5 protein-coding genes are annotated in these 17,091 nt (G+C 70.1%); 2 read left to right on the forward strand and 3 right to left on the reverse strand.

Going from position 1 to position 17,091, the window contains the following annotated elements; genetic code table 11:
- Positions 1-268: 268 nt before the first annotated feature.
- The 3 genes from gnd to ACFONC_RS05155 are packed head-to-tail and all read right to left on the reverse strand — an operon-like array spanning position 269 to position 4,133.
- Positions 269-1,174 carry a phosphogluconate dehydrogenase (NAD(+)-dependent, decarboxylating) gene (gnd, locus tag ACFONC_RS05145; protein ID WP_386742642.1) on the reverse strand — a complete coding sequence of 302 codons (906 nt, stop codon included), beginning with the start codon at positions 1,172-1,174 and terminating at the stop codon, positions 269-271.
- Between the two features lie 56 nt (positions 1,175-1,230).
- Positions 1,231-2,739 (reverse strand): mercuric reductase, encoded by a 1,509-nt coding sequence (locus ACFONC_RS05150; RefSeq protein ID WP_386742643.1) that lies wholly within the window; start codon positions 2,737-2,739, stop codon positions 1,231-1,233.
- Positions 2,739-4,133 (reverse strand): glucoamylase family protein, encoded by a 1,395-nt coding sequence (locus tag ACFONC_RS05155; RefSeq protein ID WP_386742644.1) that lies wholly within the window; start codon positions 4,131-4,133, stop codon positions 2,739-2,741. The genes ACFONC_RS05150 and ACFONC_RS05155 overlap by 1 nt, the downstream gene beginning before the upstream one ends.
- A gap of 107 nt (positions 4,134-4,240) precedes the next feature.
- On the opposite strand from ACFONC_RS05155, the gene ACFONC_RS05160 reads away from it, so the two are divergent.
- Together ACFONC_RS05160 and ACFONC_RS05165 are read left to right on the forward strand one after the other, a co-directional pair.
- Complete coding sequence (locus tag ACFONC_RS05160; RefSeq protein WP_386742645.1) at positions 4,241-8,107, forward strand: GH36-type glycosyl hydrolase domain-containing protein; 3,867 nt, start codon at positions 4,241-4,243, stop codon at positions 8,105-8,107.
- Between the two features lie 157 nt (positions 8,108-8,264).
- Complete coding sequence (locus ACFONC_RS05165) at positions 8,265-16,808, forward strand: GH36-type glycosyl hydrolase domain-containing protein (RefSeq protein WP_449284280.1); 8,544 nt, start codon at positions 8,265-8,267, stop codon at positions 16,806-16,808.
- Positions 16,809-17,091 lie beyond the last annotated feature (283 nt).

The raw sequence follows: 17,091 nt of genomic DNA on the forward strand, positions 1-17,091 counted from the left end.
TACGCAGGTGTCATGGCAGCCTTGGCTTTTGCTCCCTCCCCTGCGAAGGCAGGGGGTGAGGAGGCGCGTTTGCGAGCCATTGGCTCGCGCGCCGACGAACGCTCGCCAGCTGCGCTGGCGGGCCGGGCGGGTTGGGGAGGGGTGTCTTTTGGATCAGCCCGAACCGTGGGCACCCCCTCCCAGCCTCCCCCTGCCGTCGCAGGGGGAGGGGCCAGGCCAAAGCTCGCAGCTGAAGCCGCTCCTGCGTGAAGCCGGGGTCGCGGGCGTCTTATTCCTTCTTCATCGCATGCCCGCCGAACTCGTTGCGCATCGCCGACAGCAGGCGGTCGGCGAACGATTCGCCGTCGCGTGAGCGCAGGCGGGCGATCAGCGACTGGGTGATCACCGGCGCGGGCACGTCGAGGTCGATCGCCTCGGCCACGGTCCAGCGGCCTTCGCCCGAGTCGGGCACGAACGGGGCGATGCCGTCCATCGTCGGGTTCTTGTCCAGCGCGTCGGCGGTCAGGTCCAGCAGCCATGAGCGAACGACGCTGCCGTAACGCCAGATCTCCGCGACCTGGTGCAGGTCCAGGCCGAATTCCTGCTTGTGCCCGAGGATCGAGAAGCCTTCCGCATACGCCTGCATCAACCCGTACTCGATGCCGTTGTGGACCATCTTGGTGTAGTGGCCCGAGCCGACCGGCCCCACGTGGCCCCAGCCCTGGTCCTTGCCCGGCGCGAGCGTTTCGAAGATCGGGCGCAGGCGCTCGACCGCGTCCTTCTCGCCGCCGACCATCATGCTGTACCCCTCGGCCAGCCCCCACACGCCGCCGCTGGTGCCGCAGTCGACGTAATGCAGTCCCTTGTCGGCGACTGCCTTCGCGCGCTCGAGCGTGTGCTTGTAGTTGGAATTGCCGCCGTCGATGATCGTGTCGCCAGGCGACAGCAGCTTCATCAGCGCGTCGACGGTGCCGCCGGTGATCTCGCCCGCCGGCACCATCATCCAGACCGCGCGCGGCGCCGGCAGCTTGTCCACGAGTTCTTCCAGCGACGCCGCCGACTTCGCTCCGAATCCTTCGACCAGCGAGCGCGCCTCGGGCTTCGGATCGAAGCCCACCACGTCATGGCCGCCACGCACCAGGCGCTGCGCCATGTTCGCACCCATCTTGCCCAAGCCGATCATGCCGAGTTCCATTTGTATTTCCTCTTTCTGCAGTCGATGTATTGAAGGTGGCCGCGCGCAGTGGCGGGTCACGCGGGTTGTCCTGATCCGGGCGGCGCGGGATGCTCCCGGCACCAGGCCTGCGCCGCCGCGCCGATCGCGGAGGATTCGGTGGGGTAGGGGTGGATGACCCGTGCCAGTCCGCGCACGCCGATGCCGTTGGCCATCGCCTGGGTGACCTGGCCGATCAGCTCGCCGGCGCTGCGCGAGACGATCGTCGCGCCGAGGATGCGGTCGGTGCCGTCGGCGACGTGGAGCTTGATGAAGCCGACATCGTCGCCGTCGAGCACCGCGCGGTCCACGGCGTGCAGCGGGATCGTGCTGGTCGAGATCGCGATGCCGTCGCGCATCGCCTCGCGCACGTACAGGCCGACGTGCGCGATCTCGGGATCGGTGTACGTGCACCAGGGAATGACCAGGTCGTCCAGCCGCTGCCGCGCATCGTGCAGCGCATTGGCCACGGCCATGCGCGCGGTGGCGACTGCCACGTGGGTGAAGCGGTGCGCCATGCAGGCGTCGCCGGCCGCATAAATCGCCGGGTTGTGCGTGCGCAGGTGCTGGTCGACGTGGACGCCGCGAGTGATGTCGTGGGTGACGCCGGCCGTGTCCAGCCCCATGTCGTCGATGCGTGGAATGCGCCCGGTGCCGACCAGGATCGCGTCGGCAACCACGCTGGACACGTAGTCGTCGCTGCGCAGGTCGGCGTGGATCTCGTTGCCGACGCGGCGCACCGCGGTCACTTCGGTGTTCAGGCGCACCTCGATGGCATCGCGCGCGAACGCCACCGACAGGATCTGCGCCGCGTCGCGCTCCTCGTGCGGCAGGAACAGCGGCATGTCCTGGACGATGATCACGCTGCTGCCGAAGCGGCGGAACACCTGCGCCAGTTCGCAGCCCAGCGGGCCGCCGCCGATGACAAGCATCCGCCGGGGCAGGGCGCCGATGCCGAAAATGGTTTCGTTGGTGAAGAAGCCCACGTCGTGCAGGCCGGGGATATCCGGTACGTCGGGCTCCGCGCCGGTGGCGATCAGGGCTTTGTCGAAGCCCAGCCGGACGCCGTCGAGGTCGAGGTGGTCGGGGGACTTGAATACGGCATGGCCGAAGAACAGGTCGATGCCGGCTTCGCGCAGCATCCGCGGCGAGGTCGCGCGGCTCAGGCGCGCGCGCAGCCGCAGCACGCGCTCCATCGCGGCGTGGAAGTCCACGTCGACCCGCGGCGGCACCACCGCGCCGTAGCTGCGGGCGTCGCGCATTTCGGCGTAGGCGCGGGCGGTGCGGACGAGGGCTTTCGAGGGTTCGCAGCCGAAGTTGAGCCGGTCGCCGCCGAGCAGGTCGCGCTCGATCAGCGCGACGCGCCTGCCGCCGGCCGCGGCCTCCTGTGCGGCCGCCAGGCCCGCAGCGCCGGCGCCGATCACCACCAGCCCGTAGCGATCGGCCGGTTCGGGGTTGCGCCAGCGCACCGGACGCAGGTTCTCGCGCAGTTCGTCGCGAACGGCCGGATCGACCGTGGTCCCGGAACCGGAGTCGCGATGGTGCATCAGGCTTTCTCCCCGCCGGGTGTCGCATCGAGCCAGCCGCCGTCGAAGCTCGCGCGGCGCAGTCCGTCGACGATCGGGCGACAGCCGCGCATGAGACGCCACGGCAGGCCGCTGCGGTGGTTTTCGACCATCAGCACGATGATTCCCTGGTCGAGGCCGAACAGGCCCGGCGACACCCACACCTTGCCTTCGCCGTCGCGCAGGTCGGCGTTGAAGCCGCTGGTGAAGCCGTTCTCGTGCACGATCTCCGGATGGCGGCGGCACATCGTCGCCAGCGCTTCGAGCGCGAGGTCCGGCGTGAACGGCAGGCACGCCAGCACCGCCGGCGGCGACAGGGTGCCGTCGTCCGGCCCGTACGGCACGCCGCGCGCGGCATAGCCGAACAGATGGCGCGGTTCCGCATCGACCGCCTGCACTTCGTCGGTCGGACCCTCGCAGGCGCTGAAGCCCCAGCAATCCTCGTCGTAACCGGCGTGGCCGCGCGGGTTGATGCAGGCGTAGGCGCGCTGCACGTGCACGGCGCGGCGGCTGTTCTCGAAGTAGTCGCAGCCCTTCTCGCGCATGAAGCGATCCTGGATGCCGCGAAAATCAATCCACGCGTGCGAGAACTGGTGGATGAACAGCGGTCCGGCATACAGGAAGCCGTGGCCGTAGATGTTTTCCCATTGGTAGGTGCGCGTCCACGCGCGGTAGCAGTCCACGCCGATGGGGTGCGTGGGTGAACCCAGGGCCAGCACGTACAGCACGATCGCCTCGCTGTAGCCCTCCCAGCCGTAGTGCAGGAAGCCGCACTCGGGCTTCCAGCCCTGCATGATCGTCTCGCCGCCGTTCTGCGACCAGCACCAGTCGACGCGCCGGTAAAGCAGGTCGGCGATCGAGCGCAGCTCCGCCTCCGCGGGCGTGTCGGCATCGAAGTAGCGGCCCGCCATGAGCGCGCCGACGATCAGCAGCGCGGTGTCGATCATCGACAGCTCGCAGCGCCACACGCGCGCGCCGGTGTCGCGGTCGAGGAAGTGGAAGTAGAAGCCTTTGTAGCCGGTGGACTCCGGGCTGCCGTCCTGGTTGCTGTCGCGGAAGAAGCGCAACGCGGCGACGCAGTGTTCCACCGCCTCCTCGCGCGCGATCCAGCCGCGATCGACCGCCACCGGATACGCCGACAGCGCGAACCCGACCACCGCGATGCTGATCGGCGACCAGTCGCGCGAATTGTCGGCGTACAGGCCGTTGGCGGGATTGCGGTTGTGCACGAAGTAGTCGAATGCCGCGCGCTGGTAGCGCTCGAGCAGCGCTTCGTCGGTCGCGGCGCCTTCCTGCCGTGCTCCGCCTTCGCGGGCGGCGAAAGCGGCCGTATCCGCGTCCGCTGCGGCCAGGCTGTTGTCGATCGTGTTCGGCACCTTGGCCCGCAGTCTATGCCGGATGTCGTTAGCGGGCCATGACGTTTACCCGGTCATTACCCTCTTCGTGCCATAAGGGGTGGTCGCCTGTCCGGAGTCCACGTTCCATGCACGATCACGCGCGTCGCCAACCGCCCGGGCTGCAGCTGCTCTCGAATGGACGCTACACCGTCATGCTGACCCGGTCGGGCGCCGGGTACAGCCACTGGGGCAACTGCGCGATCACCCGCTGGCACGCGGACCCGACCCGAGACGATCACGGCTGCTGGCTGTACCTGCGCGACCTCGACGACGGCACGGCATGGTCGGCGGGCCTGCAGCCGGTCGACGGCGCGCCGGACGAGTACGAAGTCGGGTTCGAAGCCGGGCGGGCAAGCATCCGCCGCCGCGACGGCGATATCGAAGCCACCACCGAGGTGCTGGTGGCGGGTGACGGCGACGCCGAAGTGCGCCGCATCAGCCTGCGCAACCACGGCGTACGCGAACGCAGCATCGAGGTGACCAGCTACGCGGAACTGGTGCTTGCGCCGCAGGCGGGCGATTCGGCGCATCCGGCGTTTTCGAAGATGTTCGTGCGTACCGAATGGCTGCCCGAACACCGGTGCCTGGTGGGCACGCGGCGGGTGCGCTCGCCGGGGGACCCGTCGGCCTGCGCGGTGCAGTGGCTCGACGTCGAAGGCGGCAGCGACGAGGAACCCCAGCGCGAAACCGATCGCGCGCGTTTCATCGGCCGCGGGCGCGACCTGCGTGCGCCGGCGGCGCTGGACGGCGAGCTGTCGGGAACGGTCGGCACCGTGCTTGATCCGGTGTTCGGCCTGCGCCGCCGCGTGCGCATCGCACCCGGCGCGACCGTCGTGCTGCAGCTGTGGACGGTCGCGGCCGGAACGCGCGAAGAGGCGCTGGCGCTTGCCGGACGATTCCGTGGTGCGGGCGTCTTTGTCGACGCTTCGAAAAGCGCATCGCAGCGATCGAAGGAGACGATGGCCGCACTTGGCATCGACGCCGATCAGGCGCAGCGCTTCCAGCGGCTGGCCGGCGCGCTGCTGTACCCGGACCCGACGCTGCGCGCCGCGCCCGACGACCTGGCGAAGGGGCAGGGCGGGCCGCCAACGCTGTGGGCCGGCGGCGTTTCCGGCGACCGGCCGATCGCGCTGCTGCGCATCGACGACGACGCCGGGCTGGCGCTTACGGACGAACTCCTGCAGGCCAGCGCGTTCTGGAATGCGCACGGCCTGGACGCCGACCTCGTGGCCATCGCTGCCACCACCGCGTTGCGCGACGCGCTGCAGGCGCGCTTCGACGCGCATGCGAAGCAGTACCCGCGGCCGGATGGCAGGCAGAACCTGTTCGTCCTTGTCGCGGGAGAGGCGGTCGAGTCACTGCAGGCGGGCCTCGTGACTGCTGCAGGCCTTGTCCTTGAGCAGCGCAACGGCACGCTGGCTGCGCAGGTCGATGCGTTGCTCCGCGATGACGACACGACCGGCGGAACCAAGCCGGACACTGCCGCCGCCATCGCAGCCGCGCCCGCAGCGGAGCGCGGTGGCTTCATCGACGAAGCCAGGCTCGAATTCCCCAACGGCCACGGCGGCTTCGCCGACGACGGCCGCGAGTACGTCACCGTGATCCGCGACGGCGTGCTGCCGCCGATGCCGTGGCTCAACGTCGTCGCCAACCCCGATTTCGGCTTCACCACCACCGAGGCAGGTGGCGGCTATGCGTGGTCGCAGAACAGCCAGCGCAATCCGATCACGCCCTGGGCCAACGATCCGGTGTCCGACCCGCCGCAGGAAGTGCTGTACGTGCGCGACGACGAGGACGGCCGGCTGTTCACCGCCACCGCGCTGCCGCGCTGCGGCGACGACGGCGAGTACGTCGCGCGCCACGGCCACGGCTACAGCCGCTTCCAGCACGCCGAGCACGGCATCGAACTCGACCTGCTGCAGTACGTGCCGATCGACGATGGGCTGAAGATCTCGCGGCTGCGCCTGCGCAACCGTTCCGGGCGCACGCGCAGGCTGTCGGTGACCGCGTTCGTGCAGTGGGCGCTGGGACCCAACGGCACGCGGCCGGCGCCGTTCGTTGCCACTTCGCTCGACGGCGATACCGGCGCGCTGCTGGCCACCAATACGTGGCGCGCGGAGTTCGGCGAACGCGTGGCGTTCATCGACCTGCTTGGGCGCCAGGCATCGCACGACGGCGATCGCCTCGGTTTCCTTGGCCGCCACGGCAACCTGTCATCGCCTGCGGCGCTGCGCGATGGGCAGCCGCTGGCCGGACGTACCGGCGCCGGCTTCGATCCCTGCGGCGCGCTGCAGGCTTCGGTTGAACTGCCAGCCCACGGCGAGGACGAGATCGTGCTCCTGCTAGGCGACGCGAAGGATGCGGACACCGCGCGCGAGCTGGTGCGGCGCTACCGCGAGGCCGACCTCGACGCCGTGCTGCAGGCCGCGACGCGGCAGTGGGACGACATCCTCGGCACCGTGCAGGTGCGCACGCCCGACCGCGGCATGGACCTGCTGCTCAACCGCTGGCTGCTGTACCAGGCGCTGTGCTGCCGGGTATGGGCGCGCACCGCCTACTACCAGGCCAGCGGCGCCTATGGGTTCCGCGACCAGCTGCAGGACGTGATGGCGACCTGTATCGCCAAACCGGACGAAACCCGCGCGCAGCTGCTGCGCGCGGCCGGGCGCCAGTTCGAGGAAGGCGACGTGCAGCACTGGTGGCTGCCGCCGGGCGGCGAGGGCATCCGAACGCGCATGACCGACGACCGCCTGTGGCTGCCCTTCGTGGCCTGCCACTACATGGACACGACCGGCGACACCGATGTACTCGACACGCGCCAGCCCTTCATCGAAGGGCCCGAGCTCGAACCCGGCGCGCACGAAGCCTATTACCGGCCGACCACGGCCGACACCGACGCCAGCCTGTACGAACACTGCGCGCGCGCCATCGACGTGAGCCTGTCGCTGGGCGCGCACGACCTGCCGCTGTTCGGTACCGGCGACTGGAACGACGGCATGAACCGCGTCGGCGAGCAGGGCAGGGGCGAGAGCTCGTGGCTGGGCTGGTTCCTGTGCGCCACCATCGACGCCTTCGCGCCGCATGCGAAGGCACGCGGCGAGCACGACCGTGCGGCGCGCTGGGAGCAGGTCGCAGCCACCGTGCGCAAGGGCCTGGACGACGGCGGCTGGGACGGCCACTGGTACCGCCGCGGCTACTACGACGACGGCACGCCGCTGGGCTCGCACGAGAGCGACGAGTGCCGCATCGACACCATCGCCCAGTCGTGGAGCGTGATCGCCGGCGGCGGCGATCCGGCGCATGCGAAGTCGGCGATGGAGCAGGTCGACCGCCAGCTGATCCTGCGCGACGAGAAGGTCGCGCTGCTGTTCACCCCGCCGTTCCAGCACACCGACCACGACCCCGGCTACATCAAGGCCTATCCGCCCGGCCTGCGCGAAAACGGCGGCCAGTACACGCACGGCGCGCAGTGGTCGATCTTCGCCTTCTCGAAGATGGGCGACGGCGACCGTGCCGCGGAATTGTTTTCACTGATCAACCCCGTCCACCATGCATCGACGCCGGAGGGCGTGGCGCGCTACAAGGTCGAACCCTACGTCGCGGTCGCCGACGTGTACTCGGTCGAGCCGCACGTCGGCCGCGGCGGCTGGACCTGGTACACCGGCTCCGGCGCATGGCTGTACCGCGCAGGCCTCGAGGCGATCCTGGGCTTTTACCTGCAGGGCGACAAGCTGCGGCTGGACCCGTGTATCCCGCGCGACTGGCCGGGGTTCTCGATCGAGTATCGCCACGGCGGCAGCCGCTATGTGATCGAGATCGCCAATCCGCACGGCGCATGTCGCGGCATCGCCAGCTGCGAACTCGATGGCCGCGCACTGGAAGTGGAGCCCTGCCTGATACCGCTGAGCGACGATGGAGGCGTGCACCGGGTAGCGATCGCGCTCGGCCATTGATCCGGATGCGCGGCACGTGAAACAGGTCCGCAAACATCCCGGCCAGACCGGCCGGCAGTGGCTGGCACGCCGTACCGCGGGCCGCAGGACGCCCGCCGACGCCGCGGCCAGCCCGCAGGAGGCTCCGCTGCGCGCGCAGCTGTTCAGCGCCGAACAGATGGAGCGCCACGGCCGCGTGCTCGCGCAGGCGCACCGGCTGAGCGGGCATCGCAGCGCCGACCTGCTGCTGGCGCGGCTGAGCGCGAACGAAGCGGTGATCGAGCGCGCCAGCCGGCTGCTCAGCGATGCCGCGCACGCCCAGCGCCGGCTGACGCCGGCGGGCGACTGGTTGCTCGACAACCTCTACCTGATCGAGGAACAGGTGCGCATCGCGCGGCGCCACCTGCCCAAGGGCTACAGCCGCGAACTTCCGCGCCTGGAGGGCGGCCCGTCCGACCAGCTGCCGCGCGTGTACGACATCGCGCTCAACGCGATCTCGCACGGGGACGGGCGCGTCGACGTCGAAAGCCTGGGCAGGTTCATCGCCGCCTACCAGTCGGTGACACCGCTGACGCTTGGCGAACTCTGGGCGATCCCGATCATGCTGCGGCTGGCGCTGATCGAGAACCTGCGCCGGGTCAGCGCGCAGGTGATCGCCGGCCGCATCGACCGGGACCTTGCCGACCTGTGGGGCGACCGCTTCACGGAGATGGCCGAGTCCGACCCCAAGAACGTGGTGCTGGTGATCGCCGACATGGCGCGCTCGCAGCCGCGGCACAGCAGCGCGTTCGTGGCCGAGATCGTGCGCCGCCTGCAGGGGCAGGGCGCGGCGCTGAGCCTGCCGCTGACCTGGCTGGAACAGTGGCTGGCCGACCAGGAGCAGGACATCGCGCAGATGGTGCAGCTCGAGAACCGGCAGCAGGCCGCGGACCAGGTCTCGATCAGCAACAGCATCGGCAGCCTGCGCCTGCTGGCAATGACCGATTGGCGCGAGTTCGTCGAGACCATGAGCGTGGTCGAGAAGACGCTGCGCGACGATCCTGCCGCCACCTACGGGCGGATGGACTTCGCCACCCGCGATCGTTACCGGCACGTGGTCGAGCGCCTTGCCCGCCGCGGCAAGCTGGACCAATGCGACGTCGCCCGCGGTGCGCTACGGCTTGCGCGCGAGGCGACCGAAAAGGAAGGCGGAGACGACATCAGCGCGCACGTCGGCTACTACCTCGCCGACGCCGGCGTTCCGCAGCTGGAACGCGACCTGGGCCTGCGGCGCGGGCCGCTGGCATCGATGCGCAGCGGCTGGCGGCACACGCCGCTGCTGGCCTACATCCTGCCGATCGCGGCAGTGGTGGCGCTGTTCTCCACCGGCCTGATGAGCGATGCGCGCGCGATCCTCGACCAGCGCGGCCTGCTGTGGCTGGTCGGCGTGCTCGCGGTGATCGCGTTCAGCGAACTGGGCGTGGTGCTGGTGAACTGGTTCGCCACCATCCTGGTTCTGCCGCGTGCGTTGCCCAGGCTGGATTTCTCCGCCGGCATCCCGGGCGAAGCGCGGACGCTTGTGGTGGTGCCCACCATGATCGGCGACGTGGCTGGCGCGCGCTCGCTGGTCGATGCGCTCGAGGTGCGCTTCCTCGCCAACCGGGACGACAACCTGCGCTTCGCGCTGCTGACCGACTTCCTCGATGCCGACGCCGAGACGCTGCCCGGCGATGCAGCCTTGCTGGACGAAGCGCGGCGCGGCATCGATGCCCTCAACGCGCGTCACACCGGCGAACAGGACCTGTTCTTCCTGCTGCACCGGCCGCGCAGCTGGAACCCGCGCGAACGCAGGTGGATGGGCAACGAGCGCAAGCGCGGCAAGCTCGCCGCGCTCAACGATCTGCTGCACGATCGCGACGCGACGGCCTTTTCCGCCATCGTCGGCGACCTGCGATCGCTGCAGGGCGTGCGCTACGTGATCACGCTGGATACCGACACGCGGCTGCCGCGCGACGCCGCACGCGAACTGGTCGGCACGCTGGCGCACCCGCTCAACCGTGCGCGCCTGGACCCGGAGCGGCGCGTGGTCAGCGGCGGCTACGGCATCCTGCAGCCGCAGGTCGGCGCGAGCATGGGCGGCGGGACACGCTCGTGGTACGCGCGTCTGTACGGCAGCGAACCGGGCATCGATCCGTATACGCGCACGGTGTCCGACGTGTACCAGGACCTGTTCGGCGAGGGCTCGTTCGTCGGCAAGGGGATCTACGAGGTCGCGGCGTTCGAGCAGGCACTCGACGGCCGCTTCCCCGACAACCAGATCCTGAGCCACGACCTGCTCGAGGGCTGCTACGCGCGCGCAGGACTGGTCAGCGACGTGCAGCTGTACGAGGACTATCCGGGCCGCTACGCGCTGGACGTGAAGCGCCGCCACCGCTGGATCCGCGGCGACTGGCAGCTGCTGCCGTGGCTGCTGCCCTGGGTGCCGCTCGGCGGCGGCCGCTGGGAGGGCAATCCGCTGTCGTGGCTGTCGCGCGGCAAGCTGCTCGACAACCTGCGTCGCAGCCTGGTGCCGGCGGCGACCACCGCGCTGTTCGTGCTCGGCTGGTTGCTGGCGCCGCACGCGCTGGGCTGGACGCTCTGGGTGCTGTCGACGCTGCTGGTGGCGCCGCTGTTGGCGGCGCTGACGGCGCTGCTCGACAAGCCGCGCGAACTGCCCTGGCGCGCGCACCTGCTGCATCGTGCCCAGGCCGCTGGCCGCGACCTGGCACGGATTGCGCTGGCCGCCGCCTTCCTGCCGTATGAAGCGTTCTACAGCCTCGACGCGATCGTGCGGACGCTGTGGCGGATGCTGGTCTCGCGGCGGCGAATGCTGCAGTGGAGTCCGTCGAGCGAGGTCGAGAAGACCCTCGGCAGCGGGCTGGCGGCGTCGCTGCGCACGATGTGGTTCGGGCCGGCGTTCGCGCTTGCCACTGCGTTCGCGCTGATGCACCTGCATCCGGCGTCATTGCCGGTGGCTGCGCCGCTGCTGGCGCTGTGGCTGCTGTCGCCGTGGCTGGCGTGGTGGACCGGTCGCCCGCGCGAACGCAAGGTCAGTGCGCTGTCGGCTTCGCAGCTGGGATTCCTCGGTCGCCTGTCGCGGCGCACGTGGGCGTTCTTCGAGGATTTCGTCACCGAAGCCGACCACTGGCTGCCGCCGGACAACATCCAGGAACACCCTTCGCTGCTGGTCGCGCGGCGAACTTCGCCGACCAACATCGGGCTGGCGCTGCTGGCCAACCTGTCAGCGCACGACTTCGGCTACCTGCACGGCGACGGCCTGGTCGAACGCGTGGGCAGGACCCTGGCGACGCTGGAGTCGCTGCCACGGCATCGCGGCCACTTCTACAACTGGTACGACACGGAGACACTGCGCCCATTGCCGCCGTTGTACGTGTCGACCGTCGACAGCGGCAACCTCGCCGGACACCTGCTGACGCTGCGCCAGGGCTTGCTCGCACAGCCCGATGCACCGGTGCTCGCGCCCGCCACCTGGCAAGGCCTGCGTGACACGCTGGCGCTGCTGGAAGAAGCGGGTGGTGCGATGCCGGAGGCGTTCCGCACCAGGCTCGATGCGCTGTCCGCCGCGCCGCCGCCGGGTTGTGTCGAAGCGCTGGAGGTGCTGGCCGAACTGGTCGCGCTGGCGCAGCCGTCGTCCGGCGCGGATCCCGTCGAAGATCTCGAGGAACCCGCGGACGAAGCTGCGTACTGGGGCGGCAAGCTGTTCGAACAGTGCCGCGCGGCCGCGGCGGCGCTGGCGTGGCTTCCGCAGTCGCTTTCTTCGGAGCGGATCCCGACGCTGCGCGAACTCGCGAACATCGCGTCCGGCGAAGGCGTGCAGGCAGCGGCGCGCGCACGCATCGCCGAGCTCGAACGCCTGGCGCACGTCGCCGGCCAGTGCGCGCAGATGGAGCTGGACTTCCTCTACGACCGCGGCCGCCACCTGCTCACCATCGGCTACAACGTCGACGAGCATCGCGCAGACCCGGGCTACTACGACCTGCTGGCGTCCGAGGCGCGACTGTGCAGCTTCATCGGCATTGCCTGGGGCCAGCTGCCGCAGGACGCATGGTTCGCGCTGGGGCGCCTGCTGACCGACGTCGACGGCGACCCGGCGCTGCTCTCGTGGAGCGGCTCGATGTTCGAGTACCTGATGCCGCAGCTGGTGATGCCCAGCTACGAGGGCTCGCTGCTCGACCAGACTGCGAAGGCCACGGTGGCGCGGCAAATCGAGTACGGCCGCCAGCGCGACGTGCCTTGGGGGATTTCCGAGTCCGGCTACAACACCGTCGACGCGCGCATGAACTACCAGTACCGCGCCTTCGGCGTGCCCGGCCTGGGCCTGCGTCGCGGGCTGGCGCAGGACCTGGTGATCGCGCCGTACGCCAGCATGATGGCGCTGATGGTCGCGCCGGTGGAAGCCAGCCGGAACCTGCGGCAGATGGCGCAGGCCGGTTTCGCCGGGCGCTACGGCATGTACGAGGCGATCGACTACACGCCGGCCCGGCTGCCGCGCGGCCAGTCGTCCGCGCTGGTGCGCTCGTTCATGGCCCACCACCAGGGCATGGGCCTGCTGGCGCTGGACTATTTGCTGCACGGCCAGCCGATGCAGCGCCGCTTCCTGGCCGACCCCGAGTTCCAGGCCACGCTGCTGCTGCTGCAGGAACGCATCCCGCGCACCGGCGCCTTCCATCCGCACACGGCCGAAGTGGCCGGCGTGGCGCTGGCGCCCGACGCCACGGAAACGCGGCTGCGGATCTTCCGCAATGCATCCTCGCCGCGGCCGGCGGTGCAGATGCTTTCGAACGGCCGCTTCCATTCGATGCTCACCAGCGCAGGCGGCGGCTACAGCCGGCTGCACGACATGGCGATGACCCGCTGGCGCGAGGACGGCACCTGCGACCGCTGGGGCAACTGGTGCTACCTGCGCGACGTCGACAGCGGGGAGTTCTGGTCGGCGTCGTACCAGCCAACGGGCGTGGAAGTCTCGGGCTACGAGGCGATCTTCTCCGATGCCAAGGCCGAGTTCCGCGGCCGCCGGCATGGCTTCGAGACCCACCTGGAGATCGCGGTCTCGCCCGAGGACGACATCGAGCTGCGCCGCCTGCACGTAAGCAACCAGTCGCGCAGCGCTCGCACGATCGAGATCACGACCTACGCCGAAGTGGTGCTGGCGCCGGCGATCTCCGACGAGCTGCACCCGGCCTTCAGCAACCTGTTCGTGCAGACCGAGCTGGTGCCAGAACGGCAGGCGATCCTGTGCACCCGGCGCGCACGCTCGCAGGACGAAGTGCCGCCGTGGATGTTCCACCTGGTGGCCGTGCACGAGGCGGACATCGAGCAGATTTCCTACGAAACCGACCGTTCGCGCTTCATCGGCCGCGGCCGTGACGCGCGCGCGCCGCGGGCGATGGTCGAACGCGAAGCGCTGTCCGGCAGCCAGGGTTCGGTGCTGGACCCGATCGTGGCGATCCGCAGCCGCATCACCCTGGCGCCAGACCAGACGGCCACCATCGACATGGTCAGCGGCATCGGCGCGGCGCGCGACGAATGCACCACGCTGATCGACAAATACCGCGACCGGCGCCTGGCCGACCGCGTGTTCGACCTGGCCTGGACCCATAGCCAGGTGGTGCGCCGGCAGATCAACGCCTCGCAGACGGACGCGCAGCTGTACGAACGCCTCGCCGGCCTGGTGCTGCACGCGCACCCGGCGCTGCGCGCGGAACAGGCCGTGCTTCTGCAGAACCGGCGCGGCCAGTCGGGGCTGTGGGGGCAGGCGATCTCGGGCGACTACCCGATCGTGGTGGTGCAGATCGCCGATGCGCAGAACATCGAGCTGGTGCGGCAGATGGTGCAGGCCTACGCCTATTGGCGCCTGAAGGGTCTGGCCACCGACCTGTTGATCTGGAACGACGAGCAGGGCGGCTATCGCCAGCAGTTGCACGACCAGATCATGGGCCTGATCTCGGCGGGCGTGGAAGCCAACGTGATCGACCGCCCGGGCGGCATCTTCGTGCGCCCGGCGCACCAGCTGCCGCAGGAGGACCGCATCCTGCTGCAGTCGGTGGCGCGCGTGATCGTCAGCGACGCAGACGGCACGCTGGCCGAGCAGGTTGCGCGCCGGCCGCCGCCGGAGCCGGTGATGCCGCCGCTGCAGCCGCAGCCGACGCAGTACGAACTGATGGCGCACGTGGAACACGAAGAAGCTGGCCACCACGACGCGGTCGCTGATCCATGGCCGTTCGATCCACCCGCCACGCCACTGCGCGAGGGCAACGGCTTCGGCGCGTTCTCCGCCGACGGTCGCGAGTACGTGATCGACCTTGGGACGGGCCAGGCGACACCGGCACCGTGGTCGAACGTACTCGCCAATCCGCGGTTCGGCTGCGTGGCCAGCGAATCGAACACCGGCTACACGTGGGCGGAGAACGCGCACGAGTTCCGCCTCACGCCCTGGCACGACGACCCGGTCAGCGATCCCGGTGGCGAGGCGTTCTACATCCGCGACGAGCAGACCGGGCGGTTCTGGTCGCCGACGCCGCTGCCAGCTGCCGGGGACGGCGCCTACCGCGTGCGCCACGGATTCGGCTACAGCGTCTACGAGCACGAACAGGACGGCATTGCCAGCGAGCTGTGGGTGTATGTGGCGCGCGAAGCGCCGGTGAAGTTCAGCGTGCTGCGGGTGCGCAACACCGGCGACACCACGCGCAGGCTCAGCGCCACCGGCTACGTCGAATGGATCCTCGGCGACCTGCATGCACGGACGCAGATGCACGTGGTCACCTCGTCCGAACCCGACCATCCCGACGGCGCCGTGCTGGCGCGCAATGCCTACAACGCCGAGTTCGGCGGCCGGGTTGCGTTCTTCGACGCGGACGTCGATGCGGCCGGCTGGCATGGCGAGGAGGCGCGCCGCAGCATCGGTGGCGATCGCGTCGAGTTCATCGGCCGCAACGGCAGCCTGCGCGCGCCGGCTGCCATGGCGCGCGAACGGTTGTCCGGACGGCTGGGCGCCGGGCTCGATCCCTGCGCCGCGATCCAGGTACCGCTGGACCTCGCGCCGGGACAGTCGCGCGAGGTGGTGTTCCGGCTCGGCGCCGGCCGCACGCATGCCGACGCGCTGGCCGTGCTGCGCGAGACGCGCGGCCGCGATACGGCCGCCGAAGCGCTGGACGAAGTGCGCGCCGGTTGGCTGCGCACGCTCAGCGCGGTGCAGGTGGAAACGCCGGAGCCGGCCGTCGACCTGCTCGCCAACGGCTGGCTGCTGTACCAGACCATCGGCTGCCGCTACTTCGCGCGCAGCGGCTACTACCAGTCCGGCGGCGCGTTCGGCTTCCGCGACCAGCTGCAGGACACGATGGCGATGCTGCATGCCGAACCGAAGCTCGCGCGCGAGCACCTGCTGCTGTGCGCCGAGCACCAGTTCACCGACGGCGACGTGCAGCACTGGTGGCATCCGCCGCTGGACCGCGGCGTGCGCACGCGCTGCTCGGACGACTACCTGTGGTTGCCGCTGGCGACCTGCCGCTACGTCGAGGCCACCGGCGACCGCGAGGTGCTCAACGAACGCGTGACCTACATCGAAGGCCGCCAGGTCGATCCGGACGAAGAGTCGTACTACGACCTGCCGTCGCGTTCGGGCCTGCGCGAAACGCTGTACCAGCACTGCGTGCGCGGGCTGCAGCGCGCGCTGGACCGGTTCGGCGAACGCGGCCTGCCGCTGATCGGCACCGGCGACTGGAACGACGGCATGAACCGGGTGGGGGAGGGCGGCCGCGGCGAGAGCGTGTGGCTGGGCTTCTTCCTGTACGACGTGCTCAATCGCTTCAACGTACTGGCGCGCGAACGGGGCGACCTGCTGTTCGCCGAACGCTGCGTGGAACGCGCCGCGCGGCTGCGCGAATCGCTGGAAGGCGAAGCCTGGGACGGCGCCTGGTACCGGCGCGCCTGGTTCGACAACGGCGCGCCGCTGGGTTCGACGGCGAGCGACGAATGCAACATCGATTCGATCTCCCAGAGCTGGTCGGTGCTGTCGGGAGCCGCCGACCCGCTGCGCGCCAGGCAGGCGATGGATGCGCTCGACAAGCACCTGGTGCGGCGTGACGCCGGCCTCATCCAACTGCTCGACCCGCCATTCGACAGGACCGCGCAGGACCCCGGCTACATCCGCGGCTACGTGCCCGGCGTGCGCGAGAACGGTGGCCAGTACACGCACGCCGCGGTGTGGGCGACGATGGCCTTCGCCGAACTCGGCGACCACGCGCGCGCGTGGGAACTGTTCCGCATGATCAACCCGATCCACCACGGCGACACCGCCGAGCGCATCGCGACCTACAAGGTCGAACCGTACGTGGTCGCCGCCGACGTCTATGCCGTGCAACCGCACGTCGGCCGCGGCGGCTGGACCTGGTACACCGGCTCGGCCGGCTGGATGTACCGCCTGGTCCTCGAATCGCTGCTCGGGCTGCGCCTGGAAGGCGGCACGCTGCAGCTGTCGCCGTGCATTCCCGGCGACTGGCCCGAATACCGTGTGCGCTACCGCTTCCGCGACACCGTGTACAGCATCCACGTGCGCCAGGAGGCCGGGCAGGGCACGCCGCCGCGGCTGCTGGTCGATGGCGTCGAACAACCGGGGCTGGCGGTGCCGCTGCTTGATGACCGTGCGCAGCACGCCGTGGAACTGTGGTTGCCACAGGCTGGTTGATCCCGCGCACCATCATTTTGCAAGAGCGGCGGAAGCCGCGAGCCCTTGACTCCCTCCCCTGCGGAGGCAGGGGGTGAGGAGGCGCGTTTGCGAGCCACTGGCTCGCGCGTCGACGAACGCCCCCCAGCTGCGCTGGCGGGCCGGGCGGGCTGGGGAGGGGTGTCTTCCGGATCGCTGCGAACCGTGGCCACCCCGTGAGGAAATCCTTACCCGATCGCAAGTGCTTCCGTGACATGACGCGAAGGCCCCGACCGATTCCATCGCCCGCCAGCGCTCGCCATCC

The organism is Luteimonas soli (assembly GCF_042648865.1).
Lineage (GTDB): Bacteria > Pseudomonadota > Gammaproteobacteria > Xanthomonadales > Xanthomonadaceae > Luteimonas > Luteimonas soli.